Here is a 24430-nt window from a genome sequence, read left to right on the forward strand (position 1 = left end):
GGGAAGCTGAAAATGAAAAAGATACGGCTTTCCTTTAGAGGAAGCTTGCTGACAGGGGGCGCACTGTTTGGCCTGATCGTGCTGCTCGGATTGCTGGCTCCATGGGCCGCCCCTCATGATCCTCTGCATGTGGATCTTCTGAACCGTTTGGCACCACCCAGTCGGAAATATCCTTTTGGTACGGATCATCTGGGTCGGGATGTGCTGTCACGGCTCATTTACGGGATTCGGACGAGTGTGCTAATCGCTTGTGCGATTACGGTAGCTACGCTGTGTATCAGTCTGCCCACAGGCTTGCTCATTGGTTATGTGCGAGGGCGCGTGGATCAGTTGATTATGCGGGGAATCGACGGCGTACTGGCTTTTCCTGATATTATTTTAACGGTAGCGATTGTGGGTATTTTGGGGCCGGGTTTCGTCAACATGACTCTAGCGATTATTGCGGTACGGTGGGCGGGCTATGTCCGCTATATCCGTAGTTTGGTTCAAAAAGCTTGCCAGGAGGACTATGTACGGTATGCCCGTTTGTTCGGTAATTCACACGTGCGCATACTAAGGCGTTATGTATTGCCACAAGTATGGCCGCAATTGTTGGTTTATACGGTATGGGATATCGGACGCGTGGTGTTAATGATCGCTGGGCTCTCCTTTCTTGGACTGGGTGTACAGCCGCCCAAGCCAGAGTGGGGTGTGATGCTGCATGATGCAACCTCGTATTTTCAGGTGGCTCCGCATGTTATGATCTTCCCGGGTTTGGCGATTATGCTATTTGTGCTTGCCTGCCAGCTTCTGGGTGATCATTTTTCGGAAAAGGAGGCGGCAAAATAATGGGGGAGCGACCAGTCACGGGGCGAAAGGACACGATAGAGCAAGCATACATGCAAAAACCGTTGTTACACGTGGAACATTTGGAGATTTGCCGTACAGGTGTAAGAGCCAGCGGAAGCGAAAGCAAACCGCTATTACGGGATGTGAACTTTTCCGTCTACCCAGGGGAAATTGTAGCCTTGACTGGGCCAAGTGGATGCGGCAAAAGCCTGACCGCACACGCAATCGCGGGTATGCTGGACCCAGGTGTTGGTGTTACGCAAGGGTGCATCTACTATAACGGGGAAGACATTATCCCGTTCCATGAACAGCGCTGGCAAAGACTGCGCCGTGGGGAAATTGCCCTGCTCATTCAGCAATCGCTGAGCGGGCTGAATCCGATCCGTACCGTCCGTGCCCAGCTGACGGATACGCTTAGACTGAACGGGGGGCGCCTGATGCGCGCCCAGAAGGAGCTGGGGCAAGCTGATGCTGCCCCGTCCCACACTGCATCGCAGCCCCAGGGTGTGCTGTCACGGATGCGGCTGATGCTAAATCGTGTCACAGAGCTGGCTGGAGGCCGTACTATTCCAGGGCAGGAATCCTATTTGTGTTCTCTGCTCCGCAAGGTCGGTTTTGCCGATCCTGAGCATATTCTGTCATCATATCCTTTTGAACTAAGCGGAGGTATGTGCCAAAGGGTACTGCTGGCTGCAATGTTAAGCTCTGGTCCGCGCCTCTTTATTGCCGACGAGCCTACTACAGCGCTGGATGTTATTAACCGCGACAAGGTTCTGGCCTTGCTTCTACAGTTGAGGGAAGATTTCGATCTCACGATTTTGTTAATTTCACATGATCGTCAGGGGATAAGCCGCATAGCAGATCGGGTGCTGGAGATGACCCCGGAAGGAAGGATGCAACCGTGATACTGGAATTGAAGAACGTCACCAAAGCTTACCCTGTCCGCAGACGGAGAAAAGGCTGGTTCAACACGAGACAGAGTGAGCAGCAGGCTATACAGAAAGTGAGTCTGGAATTACGACAGGGAGAATGCCTTGGATTGGTTGGAGAAAGCGGAAGTGGCAAAAGTACGCTGGCACAGTGTATTCTGGGGCTGGAGTCGTTGACCTCGGGGGAAATCTGGCTGGATCACCGGCCCATACATACTAGAAGGATGAAGGATATTCATCTGTACAAACGAATCCAGTTGGTTGCGCAGGACTCGGCCTCTTCACTGCATCCCCGTATGACCATTCAAGATATTTTGATGGAGCCGATCCGTAACTATTTTCCTAAGCGAAAGGTAAGGGCGCTGGATATCTGCCTTTCCTTACTGGAATCGGTAGGGTTGGAGGCTGACAGTCTGGGAAAATACCCTGCACAGCTAAGCGGTGGACAAAAACAGCGGGTGTGCATTGCTCGGGCGTTGGCGGTTGAACCAGAAATCATCCTGTTCGATGAATCGGTCGCCAATCTGGATACGACAACCCAGTCTTCCGTGCTAGACATGCTCAAAAGAATGCAACTCGAACGCCAGCTGTCCTATCTTTTTATCACTCATGATCTTCAGTCCACCCGTACGTTCTGTGATCGTGTTGCCGTCATGGTTCAGGGAGAGATCGTGGAAATATTTGAGGATTGGGATGAAGAACTATTGAAGCATGAATACACGCGTGCCCTATTTCAAACATTGGCGGATTAATCCATAAATTCAATATTATAAAAATTCAAAATAAATAATAGCTCTGCTTGCCGAATATTGTTGACAAAATATAATGTGGTACCTATTCTAAATATGATTATGATAATCATTATCACATATATAGAAAAGGGGAAATACATTGATGTCCGTTCGACACCGCAAGACTGCCACCCTTATGTTGGTGACTCTCCTCTTATTATCCGTTATTCTGGGCTGCGCGAAGCAGGAGAACACACCTGCATCCACCTCTACTAACGGAGCTGCCAATGAAAAGTCGATCACGCTATCGTGGCCACGGGATATTGGTACAATGAATCCTCACGTATACAACCCTTCCCAACTTTTTGCACAATCCATGATTTATGAGCCGTTAGTCAGCTACAAGCAAGGAGGCAAGCTGGAGCCTGCTTTGGCTGAATCTTGGACCATATCCAAGGACGGCAAAACATATACGTTTAAGCTGCGTAAAGGTGTGAAATTTTCCGATGGAACGCTATTTAATGCGGCGATTGTCAAAAAGAACTTTGACGCTATTATGAAAAATGAGAAAACGCATAGTTGGCTTGGTATAGTAGGCGTTCTCGACAAAACTGAAGCTGTAGATGACAGTACGTTCCGAATGACGCTCAAAGAGCCATACTACCCGGTTCTTCAGGATCTGTCTGTCGTTCGCCCGTTCCGGTTTTTGGGTGAAGCCGGGTTCCCGGATGATGGAGATACGTCCAAAGGAATTAAGAAACCTGTAGGTACAGGACCTTGGATGCTGGATGAATACAAGCAGGATGAGTATGCAACCTTTAAGCGTAATCCGAATTATTGGGGTACTGCACCGAAGGTGGACAAAATTACGGTCAAAATTATTCCCGATGGTGAAACACGTGTAATGGCCTTTGAAAAAGGCGACCTGGATCTGATTTATGGAGAGGGTGTTATTAGCCTGGATGCTTTCAAACAGCTTCGCGACACGAATCAGTATGTTACTACGCTGTCCGAGCCTGTTGGCACAAGAAGCCTGTTGCTCAACTCGTCCAATCCCAAGCTGGCAGACCTTCGGGTACGTCTGGCACTCCAGCATGGATTTAACAAGCAGGCGATGGTGGAAGGCGTAACCTCAGGGCTGGAGGAAACAGCGGATACGGTTTTATCCAAAAACTACCCATATACAAATGTGGACTTACAGCCAATAGGCTATGATGTGGAAAAATCCAAAGCATTGTTGGATGAGGCTGGCTGGAAGCTGCCCGCAGGCGGCACAGTACGGGAGAAAGACGGACAACAGCTGGATTTTGAGCTGATTTTCGACAAGACCGATCCGATCCAAAAGGCGATGGCTGAAACCATTCAGGCCGAATGGGGAGAGCTGGGTGTCAAAGTGAATCTGACCGGACTGGAGTTGACGGTTCAAATCAAGCGGCTTAGATCCAACCAGTTTGATCTGTATTTCTGGTACAACTATGGTGCGCCTTATGATCCGCATTCCTTTATTAATGTTATTGCCAAGAAGAGCTTCGGAATTTCTGAGGTGTTGAGCGCCCTTCCCATGAAGAAGGATCTGGATCAGCAAGTACACGAAGCACTTTCATCGACAGATAAAACCAAGCGTCAAGAACTGTATGCTTCGATTTTGAAGACGCTCCAAGAGCAATCTGCCATTGTGCCTATTTCGTATATTAAGAAAACGGCAGTGTATCAGAAAAAGATTACTAACTTTGTTTTCCCAGCTAATCGGGATGAAAATCCATTTGAGGGAATTGAAATTGGAAAGTAACTGAAACGGTGAGGTAACGTTAATTTACAGGATAGGAGGACAACTTATGATTAGCTATATCGGGAAGCGAATGGTAGCGGTCATTCCTATTGTTCTCTTTGCCACCCTCGTTACCTTTGCACTCATTCACATTTCACCGGTTGATCCCGCTGAAGCTTATTTGACGGCTGCTCATATTTATCCTACCCCGGAAGTTCTGGAGCAGAAAAGACATGAGTTCGGACTGGATCAGCCATTGCTGACACAGTATATGCATACAATTCAAAGAATCAGTCGGTTGGACTTTGGTACTTCGTATCTGACCAACAAGCCCGTGTGGGATGAGGTGAAGGCTCGATTGCCTGCCACTGTTGAGCTGGCATTAAGCAGCATGGCACTATCCATCGTTGTGAGCATCCCGTTAGGTGTATTGGCGGCGATGCGTAAAAATGGCTGGATCGACATGCTGAGTCAGGGGATTTCGTATTTCGGAGCGTCTATTCCCCAGTTCTGGCTGGGATATTTGTTAATCTTCTTTTTCTCTGTCCGATTGGACTGGCTACCTGTAGAGGGCCGGGGAACGTGGCAGCATCTGGTGTTACCGACGTTGACTCTGTCGCTGGTTCTGATTGCTTTATATACGCGTCTGTTGCGATCCAGTGTGCTGGAACAGCTTCAGGAAACGTATGTACAGTATGCCAGAACCAGAGGAATACGCGAGCGGGTGATTATGCTCAAGCACATACTCAAAATGGCTATGACTCCGCTAATAACAAGTATGGGCATGAATCTGGGCAAGTTGCTGACTGGAACGATTATTGTGGAGCAGGTGTTTTCATGGCCCGGGTTTGGCCGTTATTTTGTGGAAGCCATTTTTAACCGGGATATTCCCGTCATACAATGCTATGTGTTTCTGGCGGCATGCCTGTTCATCGTATGCAATTTGCTCGTTGATCTGGTGCAGTTGTATATGGACCCCCGAATTTCCTCGAAGGGACGAGCAGAGCAGTGATGATAAGGTTGCGTAAAATGTTCAAGGATCAAAAAGTAATCGTGGTTTGCTCAGTCGTGCTGGCAGCCCTTTTTATCATAATGGCGCTGGCTCCGTGGCTGGCTCCCCATGATCCCGTTAAGGTCAATTTACTGCACAAGCTGGAAGGCCCTTCAAAAGAGTATTGGCTAGGAACGGATCATCTGGGTCGGTGTAATCTATCCCGGCTGCTGTATGGAGCACGAATTTCGCTTGGCTTTGCGACATTAATTTTCCTGTCCTCGCTTAGCATCGGTGTTGTAATCGGATCAATTGCAGGTTATTTGGGCGGTTGGGTCGATAGTGTACTGATGCGGTTTTGCGAAGGCATTATGGCGTTTCCCAACTTGGTGCTTGTGCTCGGCATTGTCGGTATTTTTGGGCCGGGTCTCATGCAGGTGCTGTTTGCCTTGATGCTGGTGCAGTGGGTGTACTATGCCCGAATGTGCCGCAATATGGTCGTCAGTCTGAAAGAGCAGAATTTTATAGCGGCCGCAAGGATTAGCGGCTCCTCCTCAGGGGCCATTATCCGGCGGCACATCATTCCAAATGTGCTGCGGCCGATTATGGTCATTGGTACGCTGGAGATGGGCTGGGCGATTATGGACATCTCCGCGTTGTCATTCCTTGGTCTAGGTATCCAGCCGCCGACTCCTGAATGGGGAGCCATGATTCATGAGGGAACGGGATACATCCGCAGTCATCCAGAATTAATGATTTATCCGGGTATCATGATTCTGGTGGTGGTGATGGCCTTCAATATATTGGGGGAGACGCTGTCCGACCGATACGGGATTGCCAAACGTCAGTAAAACAGGAGTGGGGACAACGATGGATGACACGGCCAAGACGCAGGTGCTGGAGGTCAGCGACTTGCAGGTAAAGCTCAAAACTGATGCAGGGGCGGTATCTCTACTAGAACCTACCCATTTTGAACTGAAAAAGGGGCAGGTTCTGGGTCTTGTCGGCGAGAGTGGGAGCGGCAAAACAGTAACCTGTAACGCGCTTCTCCAGTTACTGGATCGCCAGACGATGGATGTGGAAGGCAGTGTCCGTCTGAACGGTCGTGAGTTGAACGGAATGGCAACTGAGGAGATGCGCCGCATTCGGGGCAAGGAAATCGCTTTTATTATGCAAAATCCGATGAGAGCTTTTACGCCAGTATATACGATTGGGGATCAGTTTATGGAAACGATCCGCACGCATACCGGATTAACCAAACAACAGGCTCGCGATCTTGCCATAACGGCTCTGGAAAATATGAATCTGCCTGATCCAGCCAAGCTGATGAAACGTTATTCGTTTCAGTTGAGTGGCGGGATGCTGCAACGGGTCATGATCGCCATTTCCATGTGCCTGCGGCCAGCAGTGGTTATTGCGGATGAACCGACAACGGCACTCGATGTGGTTAATCAGCTACAGGTGCTGAGAGAGTTGGATCGCTTGCGTACGGAATATGACACGTCTATTTTGCTGATCTCGCATGATCTGGGTGTCATCTCCCAAATGGCGGATGAAGTGGCAGTGATGCAGCGGGGACGTATTGTTGAGCAGGCAGAGGTTTTTCAGTTGTTCGACCAGCCACAGCATGAATATACGAAAATGCTGCTGCAGGCCAGACCTAAGTTGTCCCTTCAGGGCATAAATCAGTAGGGCGATTAGTTGCCTATTGGATACTTTCAAAAGGGGAGCGAATGCGTGTGCTGCAAGTGAAGGAAGTAACTCATAGCTATAGAAAGCGCAAATGGCTGGGCCGCTCCGAATCACGTCTCCCTGTGCTCACTGATGTGTCGCTTACCATAGAGAGCGGATTTTGTCTGGGACTGCTGGGAACCAGCGGAGCGGGGAAGAGCACGCTGGGCAAGGTTATTCTGGGGCTGGAGAAGCCGCAGGAGGGTCAGGTACTGTTTCAGGAGCAGGACATCTATAATGGAAGTCCTCAAGTACGCAGGGGATTGCGACGGGATATGCAGGTTGTATTCCAGGACTGCTATTCTGCTGTAAACCCTCGCATGACCGCCGGACAGATTGTCGGAGAGCCTTTGGATAATTACGAGCGGTTATCAGTGCAGGAACAAAAAAGAACGGTAGAAGGCCTGCTGGAGCGGGTGGGTCTCAAGCCGGAGGATCGGAATAAATATCCGCACCAATTCAGTGGTGGACAATTACAGCGGATTAATATTGCACGGGCGATTGCGCTCAGACCCAAGCTGATCGTGCTGGATGAGTCCGTCAGCAGTCTGGATATGGTTCATCAGATGCGCATTTTATCCCTGTTGGAAGAGCTGAAAACTTCATTTGGATTGTCATATCTGTTTATCACGCATGATATTCGAGCGGCTTACGCCGTCTGTGATGGCATTGCTGTGATGGAACAGGGGAGATTAATCGAGCACTGTGATAAGAAAGATCAGATTTTTGAATCTGCTCACCCGGCTGTGCAACGTTTAATTTCGTCCATTTTGCCGGAGCACCCTGCAGACCGTTTTCCACTTCATGAATAACAACTGACCCGCAAGGGTCTTTTTTTGTGCAATATCTGGTTAGATAATCGAAATGAAATTTGCTAGTTGTATTATTTGAATAACTCGTTATAATATAAAATCATAGTAAATTACTTGGATTTCAAAAGGGGATATCACTTATGAAGAAATCTGCTTTAGTAGCAGCGATTGGCCTATCTCTTGTGTTATTAACGGGTGCTTTGAGTGGATGTTCCTCGAAGGAAGCGGCATCAGGGGATAAGGTACTCTATGTGGGGACACAAAATGACTACCCGCCGTTTGCTTTTACGAATGATAAAAACGAGCTGACCGGATACGATGTGGAAGTAGTCAAGGAGATCGATAAGAAGCTGGACGGCTATAAGATTGAATTTGTACCTTCGGGCTGGGATGCGATATTCCTTGCGCTGGATGCGAATAAAGTTCAGATCATCGCAGATGAAGTTGCCAAAAATCCGGAGCGTGAGAAGAAGTATCTGTTCTCGGATGAGTCCTATTTCTCCGCTCAGTCGGTTATTATTGTGAAAAAGGGTAGAACGGATATCCATTCTCTCAAGGATTTGGAAGGCAAGAAGGTAGCCGCCTCGGTAGGGGATTCCTATACGCAGTTGCTAGAGCAGTATAATGCGAAGAACGGGAACAAAATTATTTTAAAATATAACGATACAGGCACTTCGTCCGATAACCTCCAAGACGTGCAAAATGGCCGAGTGGATGCTTATGTGAATGATCCAGTGATGGCCGCAGCAACGATCAAGAAGGAAGGCTTGCAGGTGGAAGCTGTGGGCGAGCCTGTGCAAAGCGATAATATCAATCTGGTGTTCAAAAAGGATAAGCAGGGTGAGGAGCTGAAAGCTAAAATCGACCCGATTATTAAAGAACTTAAAGCGGACGGAACACTGAAAAAATTGTCTGAACAGTGGACAGGCGGAGAATTTATTCCTCAGTAATAACAATGTAAAAAGTAGAGTGGGGTTCCTATGGAAAAGCTGTTTGATTTAGATTATATGCTGAAAAGCCTTCCCCAGATCGTGGAGTATCTCCCTGTTACATTATGGATTGCGTTTGTCTCCATGTTGCTGGGTGCGATCATCGGGTTGGCTACGGCCTTAATCCGGATATACAAGGTGCCTGTCTTGGCGCCCTTGTCTACGTTGTATGTCTCGTACATCCGGGGAACACCGCTCATTGTGCAGCTGTTTCTCGTATATTACGGAATACCCAAGTTTTTGTATTATTTTCAGAGCGAGTATGGCTTCTTACAGCAATTTAATGTCTATGTCATTCCGCCCGAGCTGTTTGCGTTGCTTTCATTTTCGTTGAACCTTGGAGGATATTTGTCGGAGACATTCCGGGCAGCGATTCATTCAGTCGATCGGGGACAATTTGAAGCTGCCAATTCCATCGGCATGAGCCAAACACAGATTATGCTCAAAATTGTATTGCCGCAGGCGCTAACGGTGGCTTTGCCCAATTTGGGAAACACACTGATCAGTACAGTGAAGGATACATCATTTATTTTTATGATTGGTGTCGTCGATATGATGGGACAGGCCAAAATTATGGGCGCGCGAGCGTTGGCTTTTTTTGAGGTCTATGTTGCGGTGTCTTTGATCTACTGGTTGGTGTGCATCATTATTGAGCGCGGGCTTGTTGTGCTGGAGAAGCGTATCCGAATATACGAAAGAAGTGAATAAGGGCATGATTCAACTTCATCAAATTCATAAGCATTTTGGGCAGCATCATGTGTTAAAGGGCATAGACCTGACGGTGGGCAAGGGAGAAGTCGTGGTCATCCTGGGACCAAGCGGATCGGGGAAGTCTACACTGCTGCGTAGCATTAATTTTTTGGAACAGCCAACCAGCGGTATCATTGAAATTGACGGTCTGAAGGTAGATGCGGCCAAGGCAGGAAAAAAGGATATTCTCGGATTGCGGATGGCAACGGCAATGGTATTTCAGCAATATCAGCTGTTTAAAAATTTGAATGCACTCCACAATGTGATGATTGGTCTGACCAGTGTGAAAAAGATGGATCGCAAGCAGGCAAGGGAGATCAGTGAGGGCATTTTGGAAAAGGTCGGGTTAAAGGATCGTATGACCTATTATCCTGCCCAGCTTTCGGGTGGACAGCAGCAGCGTGTTGCGATTGCCCGCGCTTTGGCGCTGAATCCGCAGGTGTTGTTGTTCGATGAGCCAACCTCCTCACTCGATCCTGAGCTGGTGGATGAAGTGCTGTCCGTAATTCAAAAGGTGGCGAGTGAAGGCAATACGATGATTATTGTTACGCATGAGCTTGGTTTTGCGAGGGATGTAGCGGATCGGGTCGTGCTGATGGAGCATGGTGCGATCGTGGAACAGGGGCCGGTGGAACAGTTTTTCAATCATCCGAAGGAAGAACGGACACGACAATTCTTGGGCAAAGCTTTGGGGCAAAGAACGTTACAGGACCAGCCAACATCGCCATAAAAGTACGTGAATGGGTTAAAGGTATGTGCAGTGCTGTAGATTCATTGCAACTATCGTAAAAAGCACGCTAAACAAGTCGCGGTAGGCAGGAAAGTCGGCGCTTGTTTTGTCGTGCTTTTTTAGCCTTACATTCGAAGTTATTTTCCTTTGCAAAGTAGCTAATCACCCTTATTCATGATAAATTCTAAGAACAATAAAGTGAAGTTGTAATCGGGAAGGAACATTGGCAAATGAAAAAGGTTCTGTTCATTAATACCGGAGGAACAATTTCTTCCTCCTATCAGGAAAACGGCCTGACTCCAACCCAATCGGCTGAAAATATTTTGGCTGAAATTCCGGAGCTTCAGGAAATTTGCGAGATTGATGCCTGCAATCTGATGAGCATTGATAGCACCAATACACAACCAGAGGATTGGGCTTCCATCGCTCGGATGGTACATCGTTCGCTCGATCAATACGACGGTATTGTTATTGCCCATGGCACGGATACGATGGCTTACACAGCTTCAGCCCTGAGCTTCATGTTGGGCACTGTAGACAAACCCGTCGTTGTGACAGGTTCGCAGGTATCCATATTGGCGGAGCACAGTGATTCCAAAAAAAATGTAATTGACTCATTCCTGACCGCATGTGGCGAGGTGGCAGGGGTTTTTGTCGTGTTTAATGGCAAAATTATCAACGGTAGTCGCAGCTCGAAAATCAGAACACGCAGCTATAACGCTTTTGAGAGTATTAACTATCCGTACATAGGTCTCGTGGAGAACGGCAAGGTGGTCTATACGGAGGGTGTATTTGCAAATCGTGATACCGTTCGTCACCCATACAATGACGGGTATGCTGCTGAAGTATTTCTGCTCAGGCTGATTCCAGGTACGAATCCCGCGATTTTTGATGCTATTCGGAGTTTGGGCTATAAAGGTATCGTCATTGAGGGCTTTGGTATGGGGGGCGTGCCTTTTAAAGAAAGAAGCCTCATTAGCAAAATTGAGGAGCTGATGAAGGACGGTATGAGTATTGTCGTCACAACTCAATGTCCTTATGAGGGCGGGGACCTGACGATTTATGAGGTAGGTCAGAAGGTACTGGAGAAGGGTGTTATTCCGGGCTATGACATGACAACGGAAGCGCTGGTGACGAAAATGATGTGGGCATTGGGACAGACGACAGACCCGGCCGGGGTAGCCAAGATTATGGCAACGAACTACGCGGACGAAGTGTCCTTGCCTGCGGATACAGCTTCCTGATAGGAAGCTGATTTCCGTAGGTGCCAGCTACATACCGGCTAACGCCGAGCCTGCTCCAGCCTATTTTTAATCTCAATGGCCATTTCCAGTGCTTGTACGGCCGACTCCAGGGGAATGAGGCATTCCGCATGTCCGCCAAAGCATTCAAGTGCATGATCCCAAATTTTTTCGTATGGATTGGCAGATTCGAGATTGATTTTTTGCTTTCCTGATGCGGTATACTCAAATAATGCGGTGGGTATAGGATCGTTTTCGTCACTCTCATGAAATACCAGTTTGGCTTTTTCAAAATAAGCCTCATAGGCTACCGTGAAAGGATAGCTTTTCGGCATATGGGAAGAAGCGATGACTTCTGTGAAGGCATCCCGATGTTGATAATAAGCCCGAACCTGTGCCTGTTCGGGATGGACTACCTCTGTGCCCCACACTGTATATGGATCACAGGGACCCCATAGCCAGGTGAATAAATCCAGTTCATGAATCATGAACTGCGTAGGGATGGAGCTTAGTCCAAGGTCTCCCCACAAGGGAGGGGTTTCTCTTTTCAAGGACAAGGAAATGAGTTTTCCGTATTTTTGTTGGCGATAAGCCTCGTACAGATAGGTATAGGCAGGATCAAACTTAATGAACTGGTTGACCAGAATTTTTTTGCCATATTGCTTCTCAGCTTGTTGCATAAGAAGAGCGTCTTCGAGATGAAAGCAAACCGGTGTTTCACAAAATACATGCTTCCCGTGCTTTAGCGCATCAATGGCATGTGACCTATGCAGGTGGGAGGGCAGGCATAGATCGACGATATCCACGTCCGGATCCAGCAGAATATCCTCTATATTTTGTGTGACTTCTACGTTTAGCTCCTCTTTCAATTTTTGCAGCTTGGTTTCGTTTCTTCCAAATACAATGAGTCTGTTTACCTTGGGATGGTTGTTTAACAGTGAGGCATGATACGCTCCGAATCCCGTCCCCAAAATTCCAATATTCATCATCCATTACACCCCTTACTTCTATGATACACACCTATTGTTGCCAACAGGGTGTCAACAATCTTTGCATCATCTTTTCATTTCGGGTTAACCATCTATTGTGGAGGTATGATTGTGAGACTGCATCGTTTAATCGCGATTTTATTATGTATCGAATCTAGAGGGAGAATGAAAGCCAGGGAATTGGCGTTGGCATTGGAAACCTCTGTACGCTCCATTTACAGGGATATCGACCTTCTGGCTGAAGCCGGAGTTCCGATTGTTACCGCATCCGGCCCGAAGGGCGGAATTTATTTAATGGACGGTTATACAGCGAATCTGAAACAGTTGAATGGCGGGGATGTCATTCAGTTGTATTTAACGGGGATGGGCATTTATACGGACGGGTCCACAGAATCGGGTTTGAAGTTAAAGAATACTTTGCTCAAACTGGAACAGACGATGCCGGCCCCATATCAGTCCGATATTAGGAAAGCCAAAGCGCGGTTTTATTTTGATGATACACCGTGGTGGACGGAACGTGTAACGATTCCTTGCCTGGAAGCCGTGAGAGCGGCAGTGTGGGGGTCCTATAAAGTAACTATTCAGTATGAGAAAGCTGACGGCTCTTGTTCTTCTCGCGATGTACATCCCTATGGACTTGTGGTGAAAAAGGGAGATTGGTATCTTATTGCCTTTTGTGAAGTCGGGCAGGAGGTTCGGACCTTTAAGTGTGAGCGAATTATAGAGATTCAGCCGTCTGCCGAAGTCTTTGAGGTTCCTGGAGATTTCTCACTGGAGCATTATTGGATGAGGCAAGAAAGCACGTTTAAGCAGCTTTGTAGAGAGAAAGAATACTATCCTGTTCTGATCCGAACGACTAAGAAGCAAGCTGGAATACTAGCGAAAAGGATGGAAATCATTCAGTCTGTGCAGGAGGGCAGTCACTTCATTGTAACCGTTAACATGTATAGCTATGAAGCGGCTTGCCGCGATGCGATGGATTGGATCGGCCGGGTTGAAATCGTGGAGCCTGCAATACTCCGACAGTTTGTGAAGGAGGAAATTAGCCGACTCCAGAGGATCTACGGTTAAATCATCAAAAAAACATCTGCCGATAGCAGATGCTTTTGCTTGTTAAGTCCAGGCCCAGAGGAATGCATCACGATCCCAGGCGATTCGGCCACCATGTAGCTTGCGAAATGCCTTTTTGATCTCTTTTTCCAAAGATACATGACCATGCTCGCTTATAAACACATACTGCTCTCCGTATTCAGAGCGTACATATGCAATAGCATCTTTTTGTGTCAGAGTGCCCACTTCACGGATCTGCGCGATCATCCATTGTGCAATTTGTTGTTCTATAGTTGGGGTGTTGTCCATTTGTCGTATCCTTTCCTGCGACCGATTGGGTGTAGCTGTTCAGCTCGCCTCCTGTAGTATACGGCAATTCGGAGAATTATTGAATTTTTTGATATAAATGTACTTATGCAGTTGGCTAAGTGGGCTTTCTTTTGTATAATTAAGGGAATATTCACGGGAATTTTCTTTTTTTGTATTGAAATCATGCAAGTTATCCCTGGGGGTGCCTGATTTGAAGGAAACAACCACTATTCGCGCAGAGCTGGAGCAGTACATCAGACGAGAAGGAATTACGATTAGTAAGTTTGGGGAGAAGACAGGTATTAATGCAGGTACGATCAGTGCCATTATCAACGGTAACCGGCCAATTGCGATGCTGTTGCTGGATCGGATTGCTGCAGGCATGGGGCTTGAAGAAGGGAGTCTCTATGAGCTTTACATTGATGAGTTTATACGGAATACGGCACCGAATTGGCGACGGGTTCGTCCCTTTTTGCATCGCTGTGCAGAGCTGAACAAACTGGATTGTATTAAGCAAGTCGTGGAGTTTATGATGGACTATCTCATATACGCCCCGGCTTTATTTGAGACAGCGGAAGAATTATTCAACGAAGGCAGGCACGAGGCTGCGGCCATTATCTATAAAAATGTCGCGGAAAGCGAGAAGTATCAACATTCCGAGCGGCTGGCGCTATGCCAATACCGTTTGTTTACGATTGCCATTGGTGATGACCAGGATGAAAATTTATGGGCAGCCACACATTTTGAAAGCTTTGTGGAGCGGTTGGGTGAGGCAGACCAATTGGATGCCTTAAGAGACTTGGCTAATACGTATGCCTCCTTGCGGCGTTGGGATAAAGTAGAATGGTTTGCTGAAAAAATGGCTCAAAAAGCTAAAGTACAATATGAGCAAAAATACGGAAATAACAGAAAATCAGAGCGTGGCAAGGAACCTAAGGGACCTTTGTTTATGTATATTGTATATTCTTACGTGCTGCGTGCCGGCGTGTGGGATGAGCGCGGGGATTATCAGAAGGCGCTGGAATATGTATCCCTGTACTCTGATTTGAGCTGGGTGCAAGAGGATACGGAAGAAGCTCAGCGTTTGAAGGCTCTTTGTAGCAACTGGGCTGAGGCCAACGGGTATTTGTATCAGTTGATGTCCGGCAGCTTGGATGTAATTCCACAGTATGTAGATTATTTGGAAAAAAATGAAGGCGAAATTCTAGTGGGGTTACATAAAATAATGGTAGCGGCCAACCGTTATGATTTTAATGTAGATCATGTACTGCAACACTTTGAAAAACAAATTGAGGCATTTGCAGATCAGCATGCCAAGGTAGGCACCTATACCGAGCAAATGTCAGCAGATCTCTATGCACGATTTTTGGCAGAGATGGCTTGTTACGATCTCAACAAACATCGTTATTCCAAAGGTATGAAATTCCTGCTCGAGAGCCTTTCCTATTCCGTCGTGCTGAATGGTAATCCTGTCACCATCAAATGTGTAGGACTATTTGAAAAGTATCGGCATACTGCCACTTCTGAGGACAAAGAGGAGTATAAAAACTTACTTGGAGAGGTAGAGTACATCCATGATAAAAAAGATCGTTTTTTCTCTGCTCGCATTTAATGTTTTTATCCTATTGCATTTTCCACCCGTCACCCCTCCTATAGAAGACCCAAGCGATGTCCACAGTCATGGGCTGGGGGGATGGGCATTGTCATCTCCTGAACCATTCGCATAGAGGGTCTGGATAACATTAAAAAAGGTATTCTCTTATGAAGAAGAGGATACCTTTTTTATTTGGAAGTGCATTTGAAGGAGCGTCCTTGCCGTCAAGTGAGAGGAGTTGGGAGCTGGGCAGGCGGAAACCATACATGACGCAGATCCACCCAGCCCTGGCTGTTAAAGGATACGCCGCGTACAGTAGGAAGATATGCCGTTTGAACGGGCTTTTCATATAAGATATGCAGCTGGTGCTCATCCATGAGCCGAGTTTCGATATGTTCAAATTGCTGCGCTCTGACGGTATGATCAGCTTCCCGTACAATTTCGCGCAGCAGTCTTTCGATATCCACGCGGCTATGCGGCTCCACATGTCCGGATACATTAAGATACAGATCAAACAGGCGCAATTGCTCATCACGGTCACGAAACAGAGAAAAGATGATTAAGTCTGACTCCATACGAATCGATGAACTTTTAAATTCATTCATGGATGCGGCCACGATGTTACAAGTATATCCACAGGATTCGAGCTGGGCCGCGACCCGTTCTGCATCCGCTCTATACTCAGGAATGGTGGCAATTTGCAACGCCGCCAGTGGTTCACATGAATCGTTAGCGTTAGATGAATCCACTGCTGAAGGAAGGGGGCGATGATCCAGACATGCTACAATCCGAGCACGTATTTCCGGGTTGCGCAGCGGTCCGTCCTTGTGTGTGTTACATGTGATAAATTTGCGCACCGAAGCTGCCGAGTGAATCTGGCTCCATGCGGTATCCGTGTCTCTTGCCAGGATAGGATTATGAATAATGTGAAAAGAGGAAGCGGTGTCTTCCATATCCGACGATTCCAGCTTAGTTGCCCACGGGAGTTGGACGATTTCCACCCGATCTAGATGAGCACGACCTTGAAAATAAGGTGCAAAAGCCTCAAGTAGGCACAGGCTTTCGTTCATTTCCGTGACCTTGAAGGCCCCTGTACCGATAGGACGGACGCCAAATGCGGCTTCACCCACCTGATTAAGCTCACGCGGTACAATTGCAGCCCGGCTGGTACACAGGAAGGATAGAAATAGCTCGTTCGGCTCCTTTAGTACAAAGCGTACCATCGTCGGACTCAACGCCTGAACGTGCTGAATTTGCCGGACGATAAAATGGTAAAGTCTCCTTCCCGGCGCCCGGCTCAGTCGCTCAAAGGTATAAACGACGTCTTCTGCGGTCAGTATTTTGCCGTTATGAAACAGCACTTCTTTACGCAGGAAAAAAGTCCACTGCGTACGAGTAGTGTCCACTTCCCAAGCGTGCGCCAGTCCGGGCAAAATCTCGCCGCTCTCGTTCGCCCGGCGGGCCAGCCCGTCAAAGACATGGCTGGATACGAAGGACTCGGCGAGCCAGTTCAAGTACAACGGGTCCAGCGTATAGAGCTGCTGGCGAATAGGCAGACGCAGCGTGTCGATCTGCTGCTGATCACTGCGCACCTCTGCGTGATGCCCGAAATAATTCAGCAGCCAGCCTTGTAAATGCTCCTGCATGGTGGAGGAGCGTGAATGAGCTCGGATTTCATCCAGTGCGCGTTTGATATCATGGCGGTCTATGGCTTGCATCATGGATTGCACGGCAATGTCTTCCGGCTGAATGAGGAAGCGTAGACTGGAACGGCGGCCTCTGCCTCGGCGGGGAGTCCATTGTATCCAGTCGTGCTGCTCCATTTTCTGAATGATCATCAAGGCGTTGCGGTGGGTGCAGTCAAAAATAGCCGCCAGCTCATCCAGTGTAGTCTCTATGGTATAGTTCTCGTCCCTGTCGTCAGCTGCGTGGGAGTGAAGCCGTAAAAATTGGGCGTGAAGTTTCATTCAGGAATGCTCCGTTTCCCCTATGCTTGAGTAAAAGCGTAACTGCTTTTATAAAATAGGAAATTTTATTTCAATTAATTTCTCTTTATCTTCTTATTTTATCATCTACAATAAGGGTTATAAAGCATAGTTGTGGAGGTATTTACCATGCATGACAAGATGAGTGGATCGTCTTTGCCGAAAGCGTCGTTGTTGTCCGCCTTTGCTGGCGCCATTGTGTTGGCGCTGGTTCATCAATATCTGTTCTTCGGACATGGGCTGGGCGTGTCTATGCCTATTTTTGTTATTGTATTTTACGTGTATATGTATTCCTTTAATCGAGATCGTTGCCAGCCCCTTTCATGGATAGGACGTCTGCTGTTCGTGGTCATTATGATGCTGGCACTGACATATGTGCTGTTCGATAACCCGATCTTCTATGTGTTAAATGCCCTGGCTATAGCTGCTCTGATTAGCGTGCATATGGTGTTGCTGTTCGGGGAAAAAAGCCATGGCTGGTCGGAAATCGGTATTATCGGTCAGGCGCTAAGCCATTGGTTTTATCAAAATTTTCGCCATATCGTGACCCCGTTTCGGATGTTTAAGACGGCAGCCTTTCGGAATGTAAAGGATGAGCGTAAGCGTGTATTGGGTAAAGTGATAATCGGTCTACTTATTGCCTTGCCGTTGCTACTCATTATTATATCTCTGCTGGCTTCGGCAGACGGGATGTTCGAAAAGTTGTTATCAGGCATACCCGCATGGATTGGCACATTGACCTTTGGGAGTGGTTTGCCGCGGCTGATCTGGACCTGCTTTTTTACCTTCTGTTTTTTCTGTTACTTGTGGGGATTTGTACAGCCTGCTCCGCGGAATACGGAGAGAGAGGCTCAGCCAGCAGTAGCAGTACCTTATCACGAGCCGGTCGCGATCAAGTTTGATCCTGTCATTACCGCTACAGTGCTGATTGTCATGAATCTGGTGTATGTTGTGTTCGTTGTGCTGCAGTTCGGATATCTGTTTGGTGCATGGGAAGGGGCTTTGCCAGAAGGAACCTCGTATGCTGAATATGCGAGAAGAGGATTCGGGGAGCTGGTTATGGTAACAGGTATCAACTTTGTGCTGATGATCAGTGTATTGAAGTGGACTGAATTCGGCTCAGGTATAGTACAAACATTGAACAGCGGCCTGCTGTACATACTCGTTGGTTGTTCGGGTGTGATGCTGTACTCGGGATATACCCGGCTGGTCATGTACGAAGAAGCATACGGCTATACGTATATCCGCTATCTGGTACACGCATTTATGATTTTTCTAGGCTTGCTGCTGCTCGTTGCAGCTGTGCGCATTCATGTCCGCCAGCTTCCGCTGGCGAAATATTATATTGTACTCGCTCTAATCGCCTATGTCGTCGTGAACTATGTGGGCATTGATGTACGGATAGCTGAAAATAATCTCGAACGGTATCGTACAACATCGGTGATAGACAAGGAATATTTGAGTGAGCTGTCAGCGGACGCGATTCCACTGCTGATTGATTTTAGCCGTAAGGAACATGGAGCGCTGGATGAGTTTTTACAAACCCGCTTGATGAGCATGACGAGAGAAGAATCGAATTGGCCAGAATTCAATTGGGCTAAGTATCGAGCGCAACAGGAATTGCACGACTATATTTTGGAATGAGAGGTGTTTGGGAATGATCGGAACAGATACGACACAGGATATGGTATTAGAGCTACAGGATGAAATGTCACAGTATCAGTATCAATTTGGTGTAAGGCGGAATGATTTTCTCGTGGAGGCTATGTCCTACGGGATGAGTGAGGAGGAAGCCCGTGCTTATGCTATCCAGCGTATTGGCCCGGTCGTTCCCGTCACCTGCATCCCTACGTTGGCTCTAGGCAAAGTGAGACCGCTCAGTCCAATGTTGGCAGCGCGGTACCAATATGCAGGGGATTGGAAGGACATCCATGAGCATCTGCTCCTTCCTGATGAAGTGCTGCGAATCGCAGGTACACAGCATTTTCGCAGCTGGATCAGCGATATGCGAAATTACTGGGTAGAATCGGCCCCTTACCGATTCGGGGATGATCGTCTTTCGCTGCTGTCGGTTGCAAGCGAGAAAGAAGGTCACTTTTCCATGCTCGTCTGGAGGGAACCTGGTGAAGAGCCAGAGGTATGGACGTATGCTTCCCAGCATGAATACCGATTCAGTCATTTGCTCCACTGGTTCAAGTGGCTGAACGGGCGCAGTGAAGAATGAGAGGTACAGGTGATGAAAAAGAATCGTAATTGGATCGTGCTGTTTATTGGCATTGCTGTAATGGTGGGGGTTGCAGACTATTTTACACCCGCTAAGCCTGCGACTACTCCTGAGCTTATCGTTCCAACCGTAATCAGTGAAGAAAGTCTTCAAGTAAGTGATGATTAATCAAGCAAAAGCCCTGGTTATCACTGTGAATGGAATCTGAATAGGAAATATAAAAAGAGTTCATTTTCTGTGGTATTGCGTTGTTAAAGTAAGCCGGAAATCACCCTAATAGTTGAGAGGGAATTGAAGCCAACATCAATTGAATGTGGAGCCATTCAGATGTTCAAGCGACTCCGTCATTTCCTCTACAACTTATATTCAGGGGGAATTTTCAATGGCTAGAAGTGCAAGCACATACGCATCTGTAATCGATGGCTTTAAGGTAGAAACGAACAAAAAGTATTCACCAGTAGGTGGAACAAAATGTAATATCTTCGCGCAAGATGTGATGGCTGCGATGTCGGCTTCCTTGCCAGGTGGCTTAGCCAATCAAATGGCTGATGCTTTACTGAATAAAAAGGCGCCAGGCTGGTCCTCTGTAACTTTTCAGGATGCTCAAAAAAGAGCAAATCTCGGGTACCCTACGATTGGGATCAAAAAAGCGGACGGACATGGTCATGTCGTAGTCGTCAGACCGAAGGGATCATCGATTACGATCTTGAAGGAAGTACAGATCGCTCAGGCGGGGACCAAAAATTACAACAGTAATACTATTAATTATTCTTGGGTGGCAGCTGATCTGCCTGGCGTAAAATTCTATACACACGACTAAGTGGTTTGAGATATTGGCAATCTAAACAACCCTGGAAGCAGATCCATTCGATCTGCCTCCAGGGTTGTTTTTTATTTTGAAACAGAATGTTTAGATACAATGAAGGCTTTGCCTGGCTTGATAAAAGCAACAGCATAACCATTAGAGAAGGAAGAAGATTCCGATCTGTATTCAAGCTTGGTCAGCAGTTGACCTTGGCGATTGATGTAACCGAATTTTCCGTCCGAAACGGATGAGTTTGCTTGTTTACCGACTAAAGCAATGCCTTCCTTGAATGGAGATGTAACGTCATATTTTTGTTGATATTTAATGACCAATGTTCCGGTTTTATCAATAAACCCAACTTCATTTTTCGCATTTTTCACACTGGCCAGACCCTCGCTAAAATCCTGTGCATCCGTAAATTTAAAGGGAATCAAGACTTTTCCCTGTTTATTGATGAATCCCCATTTACCCTTGGCATTTTGTACTGGGGCCAATCCTTCCGAGAAGTCTCCGCCGGATTTGTATTGAGGTGGAATGACTTCTTTGCCTGCCGTATTGATATAACCGTATAGCCCCTTGCTATTTTGAACAATAGCCAAGCCATCCGAGAAACTACGGCTGTATTTATATTGATAAGGAATCGCTAGTTTACCGGAAGCATTCACAAAACCAATCTTCCCAGTGTTAGGGGCATAGGCAAGAGCCAGACCTTCTGTAAATACATATTCTGAATCCACATTTTCTTTAAAATGAGAAAGGATTTTTCCCGTTCGATCTATAATTGCATTTTCTTTGGTGTCTGCTATTGTGACCTTGGCTTTGCCTTCGGAAAAGACATTGGCTTCGGTATATTGGCAAGGAATAACCAGTGTCCCTTTGGTATTAATGTATCCATAGAGATTGGTTTTTGTATTTTTGACTACAGCTCGTTGCTCTTGAAAATCACCAATAGGTTTAAGCTCGGCGGGAAGAGAGAAAGCTTTTTGTCCTTTGGTATTGTAATACACAAGGTTTCCGGCAGATGTTTCAGCGGCCAATAAGCCATCATGGAAAGCACCATCGCTTGAAGGACGAGCAATGTTGTAATCTACAGCGGTTTTAGAGACTTCAATGGTTGTTGTACTGGATGCGGCCCAACCTGTTCCCATAACGGAGAGGCTAGTCACCAGAATCAATGCAGCTAATCCTAACTTTTTCAACATGCATAAGCTCCTTTGTGAGTTGATTTTAACTTCGGGCTTCAAAGAATTCTGCCCTCATACGTAAGGCCTTCCATAATATAGACGATAAAAATGTAGGAATGTTTCTTGATATTCAAATTTTTTCTAATTTTCAGTGTGTGAAAGCTCTAAACCTGACCTACATCTTTCGGATGCTCAACAGAGAGTTGCCGTTACGCATAAACTCATACGGGACCTTGGCCTCCGTCACCCGTAAGCCTTCTGCCTCCAGCTCAAGAATCAAACGATCTAGCAGATCGTGTACCGTTTTTTTATGAAACTCATAGTGAGTCGATCACTATACCTAAACAGAAACTGGGCAGACAGCACGATATTAAACTGTTCATCCTCAAAGCGAAGCTCCGGTAGTACCGCAGCAACGTAGCGTTCTGGGTGCTTCCTCATATATCCTGCGTGCAATCCTGAAGTGCTTGATGCCGCTGCTCGCTAAGCCTCGCACATCTCTTATAGTGAGAATCGATTATTATTGAGAGATTTAAGATATATCAGTTCATTTTTCAAAATAAAGAAGAAAATGTGTCATTTTAAAAAAAGTCTATACATATATGTTAAATGTATAGACAAATTCGAAAAGCGGATTTATAATTACGCTGTAAACGTTTTCTAGTAGTTATCATCCAATCAGACCTTGAAGGGAAGGAATAATCATGAAGAAAATTTTACTGGCGTGCAGCTCAGGTATGTCTACAAGTTTGCTGGTTACCAAGATGCAGGAATATGCTAAGTCCATTGGAGATGAGGCTGAAATTTGGGCAGTAGGTCAAGATCAGGCAGCAGAAGATATGGCTAAGGCTGACGCGGTATTGATTGGCCCGCAAATGAGTTTTCTTAAAGGACAACTGGAAAAGGAAGCATCTCAATATGGTATTCATGTAGAAGTGATCGACATGATGGCCTACGGAATGGTTGACGGTAAGAAAGCCTATGAACAGGCCGTAAAGCTGGTGGAACGCAAAAATGGATAAGATCAATATAGCTGAACTGACGGAAGAGCAAATTAGTTTCCAACTTATTCTTCACAGTGGAAGCGCTCGCAGTAAAGTAATTCAAGCGCTGACTGAGTATCGAAATGAAAATGTAGAAGGTGCGGACGAACTGCTCAAAGAAGCCAAACAAGATTTACGTGCTGCACATGATATCCATTTTCAAATGGTTAAGAAGGAAGCGGGAGGTACTCAAACTCCCTTTTCGCTCCTTCTGATGCATGCCGAGGATCATCTGATGTCCACGGTGACCATGAAGGATCTGGTTAAAGAACTACTGGAGCTGTTCAAATCCAGAAGTTTATAGCAGGACCTGTAAAATTGTGAATTTTGGGACATGAAATGCTTGCAACCCTATTGATGCAAGTCACTTCGCGGGGAGGAATAGGCTTTGTTTGAAAAATTAAGCCGGATACTGATACCTATTGCCGGTAAACTGAACAACAACCGCTATCTTACTGTACTGCGTGATGCATTTATGTTGTCATTTCCATTAACAGTTTTTGGCTCCATCATTGTCGTTATTATCAATCTGCCGTTTCTCAAAGGTTGGATGGGTGACGGTAATTATGCGACTTTTAACAGTCTGCTGAACATTGCGCCGAGTGCCACCCTGAACATCATGACCTTATTCGTAGTTGTCGGGATCGGCTATTATTTATCCCGAAGTTATAAGGTCGAGCCCATATTCGGCGGCATGATCGCGTTGGTCAGCTTCTTGATGCTCACCCCATTTGTGCTGACACAAGAAAGCGGTGCCACGATTGCTGGTGTCATTCCGTTGGATCGAATTGGGGCCAAAGGCATGTTCCTTGGCATGATCGTTGCTTTTATAGCTGCTGAAATTTATCGAAGAGTGACACAGCGGAACATTGTTATCAAAATGCCTCCAGGCGTTCCGCCAGCTGTTGCCAAATCGTTTGCCGCTTTGCTTCCGGCGTGTATCACATTGGGCATATTTTTGATCATTAATGTTGTAGTTACACTGACTCTTCATAATAACCTGCATGATCTGATTTATCATGCTGTACAGGCACCTCTGGTGCATTTGGGCAGTGGTATTATACCTACATTAATTGCTATTTTCTTTGTTCAGCTTTTATGGTTCTTTGGGCTTCATGGTCAGATTATTATCAACTCAGTCATGGAACCGATCTGGAATACGCTGGCACTTGAAAACTACGAAGCGTACTCCAAAGGAGCAGAACTGCCGCATATTATCACCAAGCAGTTTGTGGATATTTATACCGTAGGTATCGGTGGTACAGGTATGACACTGGCAGTCGTGCTCACGATTCTGATCTTTCTAAAGAGCAAGCAATTGAAGCAGGTCAGTAAGTTGGCCATTGGACCAGGTCTATTCAATGTCAATGAACCCGTCATTTTCGGTTTGCCGATTGTGATGAATCCGCTTATTTTTGTCCCATGGGTCATTGCTCCAATGATCGTTACGCTGATTACTTACTTCGCGATGTCCACCGGGCTTGTACCACCGCCTAACGGAATACAGGTCCCTTGGACGATGCCGTTGTTCTTTAGTGGAATGATGGCTACGGGATCTCTAATGGGAGGCGTACTGCAGTTGTTTAATATGGCTGTCGTTTTTGTCATTTGGTTCCCATTCCTGAAATTTATTGATCGAATGAACGTCCGTAAAGAGCAGGAAGAGGAGATTAACCAAGCAGCCATTGCAGGTAAGGATCAAACTGTTGGAATGTAGTGTGAATGAGCCTGAACTAGCGGCTTATTC

At 46.7% G+C, this 24430-nt stretch carries 25 protein-coding genes; 21 read left to right on the forward strand and 4 right to left on the reverse strand.

The genetic code is table 11. The annotated features are described in order from the left end of the window. Positions 1-12 precede the first annotated feature (12 nt). From nikC (C0638_RS08585) to C0638_RS08640, 12 genes are all read left to right on the forward strand, one after another. Positions 13-828, forward strand: coding sequence for a nickel transporter permease (gene nikC, locus C0638_RS08585; RefSeq protein WP_013373745.1), 816 nt, complete (start codon positions 13-15; stop codon positions 826-828). Then, the gene (locus C0638_RS08590; RefSeq protein ID WP_013373744.1) at positions 828-1733 is read left to right on the forward strand and encodes an ATP-binding cassette domain-containing protein; all 906 of its coding nucleotides are present in this window, start codon (positions 828-830) and stop codon (positions 1731-1733) included. The genes nikC (C0638_RS08585) and C0638_RS08590 overlap by 1 nt, the downstream gene beginning before the upstream one ends. Beyond that, positions 1730-2509 carry an ABC transporter ATP-binding protein gene (locus tag C0638_RS08595; protein WP_013373743.1) on the forward strand — a complete coding sequence of 260 codons (780 nt, stop codon included), beginning with the start codon at positions 1730-1732 and terminating at the stop codon, positions 2507-2509. Before C0638_RS08590 ends, C0638_RS08595 begins: the two co-directional genes overlap by 4 nt. Before the next feature lie 142 nt (positions 2510-2651). Further along, complete coding sequence (nikA, locus tag C0638_RS08600) at positions 2652-4277, forward strand: nickel ABC transporter substrate-binding protein (protein ID WP_058711409.1); 1626 nt, start codon at positions 2652-2654, stop codon at positions 4275-4277. A 46-nt stretch (positions 4278-4323) separates the two neighbouring features. Continuing rightward, complete coding sequence (gene nikB / locus C0638_RS08605) at positions 4324-5268, forward strand: nickel ABC transporter permease subunit NikB (protein WP_058711410.1); 945 nt, start codon at positions 4324-4326, stop codon at positions 5266-5268. Then, positions 5268-6098, forward strand: coding sequence for a nickel ABC transporter permease subunit NikC (gene nikC / locus C0638_RS08610; RefSeq protein WP_040102553.1), 831 nt, complete (start codon positions 5268-5270; stop codon positions 6096-6098). Before nikB ends, nikC (C0638_RS08610) begins: the two co-directional genes overlap by 1 nt. A gap of 19 nt (positions 6099-6117) precedes the next feature. Further along, on the forward strand, positions 6118-6939 hold the full coding sequence (locus tag C0638_RS08615; RefSeq protein WP_058711412.1) for an ABC transporter ATP-binding protein: 822 nt from the start codon (positions 6118-6120) through the stop codon (positions 6937-6939). Between the two features lie 41 nt (positions 6940-6980). Continuing rightward, a complete protein-coding gene (gene nikE / locus C0638_RS08620) occupies positions 6981-7790 on the forward strand; it encodes a nickel import ATP-binding protein NikE (RefSeq protein WP_058711413.1) in 810 nt (269 codons plus the stop codon). A gap of 140 nt (positions 7791-7930) precedes the next feature. Further along, the gene (locus tag C0638_RS08625) at positions 7931-8740 is read left to right on the forward strand and encodes a transporter substrate-binding domain-containing protein (RefSeq protein WP_013373735.1); all 810 of its coding nucleotides are present in this window, start codon (positions 7931-7933) and stop codon (positions 8738-8740) included. Positions 8741-8770: 30 nt separating this feature from the next. Next, positions 8771-9487, forward strand: coding sequence for an amino acid ABC transporter permease (locus C0638_RS08630; protein ID WP_016822612.1), 717 nt, complete (start codon positions 8771-8773; stop codon positions 9485-9487). 4 nt (positions 9488-9491) lie between these two features. Then, entirely contained in the window at positions 9492-10259 is a 768-nt protein-coding gene (locus C0638_RS08635) for an amino acid ABC transporter ATP-binding protein (protein WP_025675738.1), read from the forward strand. A gap of 230 nt (positions 10260-10489) precedes the next feature. Next, complete coding sequence (locus C0638_RS08640) at positions 10490-11503, forward strand: asparaginase (protein ID WP_058711414.1); 1014 nt, start codon at positions 10490-10492, stop codon at positions 11501-11503. Positions 11504-11541: 38 nt separating this feature from the next. Here C0638_RS08640 and C0638_RS08645 read toward each other — a convergent pair whose 3' ends face one another. After that, positions 11542-12489: a Gfo/Idh/MocA family protein gene (locus C0638_RS08645; RefSeq protein WP_058711415.1), complete on the reverse strand. Its 948-nt coding sequence runs from the start codon at positions 12487-12489 to the stop codon at positions 11542-11544. A gap of 165 nt (positions 12490-12654) precedes the next feature. Between C0638_RS08645 and C0638_RS08650 the strand changes: the two genes are divergently transcribed. Further along, positions 12655-13560 carry a helix-turn-helix transcriptional regulator gene (locus C0638_RS08650; protein WP_058711416.1) on the forward strand — a complete coding sequence of 302 codons (906 nt, stop codon included), beginning with the start codon at positions 12655-12657 and terminating at the stop codon, positions 13558-13560. Between the two features lie 42 nt (positions 13561-13602). On the opposite strand, the gene C0638_RS08655 is transcribed toward C0638_RS08650, so the two are convergent. Then, entirely contained in the window at positions 13603-13848 is a 246-nt protein-coding gene (locus C0638_RS08655) for a DUF6953 family protein (RefSeq protein WP_058711417.1), read from the reverse strand. Positions 13849-14059: 211 nt separating this feature from the next. On the opposite strand from C0638_RS08655, the gene C0638_RS08660 reads away from it, so the two are divergent. Further along, entirely contained in the window at positions 14060-15460 is a 1401-nt protein-coding gene (locus tag C0638_RS08660) for a helix-turn-helix domain-containing protein (RefSeq protein WP_058711418.1), read from the forward strand. Positions 15461-15666: 206 nt separating this feature from the next. On the opposite strand, the gene C0638_RS08665 is transcribed toward C0638_RS08660, so the two are convergent. Continuing rightward, on the reverse strand, positions 15667-17409 hold the full coding sequence (locus C0638_RS08665; RefSeq protein ID WP_058711419.1) for an ABC transporter substrate-binding protein: 1743 nt from the start codon (positions 17407-17409) through the stop codon (positions 15667-15669). Positions 17410-17556: 147 nt separating this feature from the next. On the opposite strand from C0638_RS08665, the gene C0638_RS08670 reads away from it, so the two are divergent. The 4 genes from C0638_RS08670 (at position 17557) to C0638_RS08680 (ending at position 20471) form a co-directional block, all read left to right on the forward strand. Beyond that, positions 17557-19071 carry a DUF4153 domain-containing protein gene (locus C0638_RS08670; RefSeq protein WP_058711420.1) on the forward strand — a complete coding sequence of 505 codons (1515 nt, stop codon included), beginning with the start codon at positions 17557-17559 and terminating at the stop codon, positions 19069-19071. 13 nt (positions 19072-19084) lie between these two features. Further along, positions 19085-19651 (forward strand): hypothetical protein, encoded by a 567-nt coding sequence (locus C0638_RS08675; protein WP_013373723.1) that lies wholly within the window; start codon positions 19085-19087, stop codon positions 19649-19651. Positions 19652-19663: 12 nt separating this feature from the next. After that, a complete protein-coding gene (locus C0638_RS25325; protein WP_167346976.1) occupies positions 19664-19819 on the forward strand; it encodes a hypothetical protein in 156 nt (51 codons plus the stop codon). Positions 19820-20033: 214 nt separating this feature from the next. Continuing rightward, on the forward strand, positions 20034-20471 hold the full coding sequence (locus tag C0638_RS08680; RefSeq protein WP_040102563.1) for a hypothetical protein: 438 nt from the start codon (positions 20034-20036) through the stop codon (positions 20469-20471). 71 nt (positions 20472-20542) lie between these two features. On the opposite strand, the gene C0638_RS08685 is transcribed toward C0638_RS08680, so the two are convergent. Beyond that, the gene (locus C0638_RS08685; protein ID WP_058711421.1) at positions 20543-21658 is read right to left on the reverse strand and encodes a WG repeat-containing protein; all 1116 of its coding nucleotides are present in this window, start codon (positions 21656-21658) and stop codon (positions 20543-20545) included. A 686-nt stretch (positions 21659-22344) separates the two neighbouring features. On the opposite strand from C0638_RS08685, the gene C0638_RS08695 reads away from it, so the two are divergent. The 3 genes from C0638_RS08695 (at position 22345) to celB (ending at position 24400) form a co-directional block, all read left to right on the forward strand. Then, positions 22345-22662 carry a PTS sugar transporter subunit IIB gene (locus tag C0638_RS08695; protein ID WP_013373718.1) on the forward strand — a complete coding sequence of 106 codons (318 nt, stop codon included), beginning with the start codon at positions 22345-22347 and terminating at the stop codon, positions 22660-22662. Beyond that, positions 22655-22987, forward strand: a complete 333-nt coding sequence (locus C0638_RS08700; RefSeq protein ID WP_013373717.1) for a PTS sugar transporter subunit IIA — start codon at positions 22655-22657, stop codon at positions 22985-22987. The genes C0638_RS08695 and C0638_RS08700 overlap by 8 nt, the downstream gene beginning before the upstream one ends. Positions 22988-23071: 84 nt before the next feature. Beyond that, positions 23072-24400: a PTS cellobiose transporter subunit IIC gene (gene celB, locus C0638_RS08705; RefSeq protein WP_040102566.1), complete on the forward strand. Its 1329-nt coding sequence runs from the start codon at positions 23072-23074 to the stop codon at positions 24398-24400. The last annotated feature ends 30 nt before the right edge of the window (positions 24401-24430 follow it).

It is taken from the genome of Paenibacillus sp. lzh-N1 (genome assembly GCF_002872435.1).
Lineage (GTDB): Bacteria > Bacillota > Bacilli > Paenibacillales > Paenibacillaceae > Paenibacillus > Paenibacillus polymyxa_C.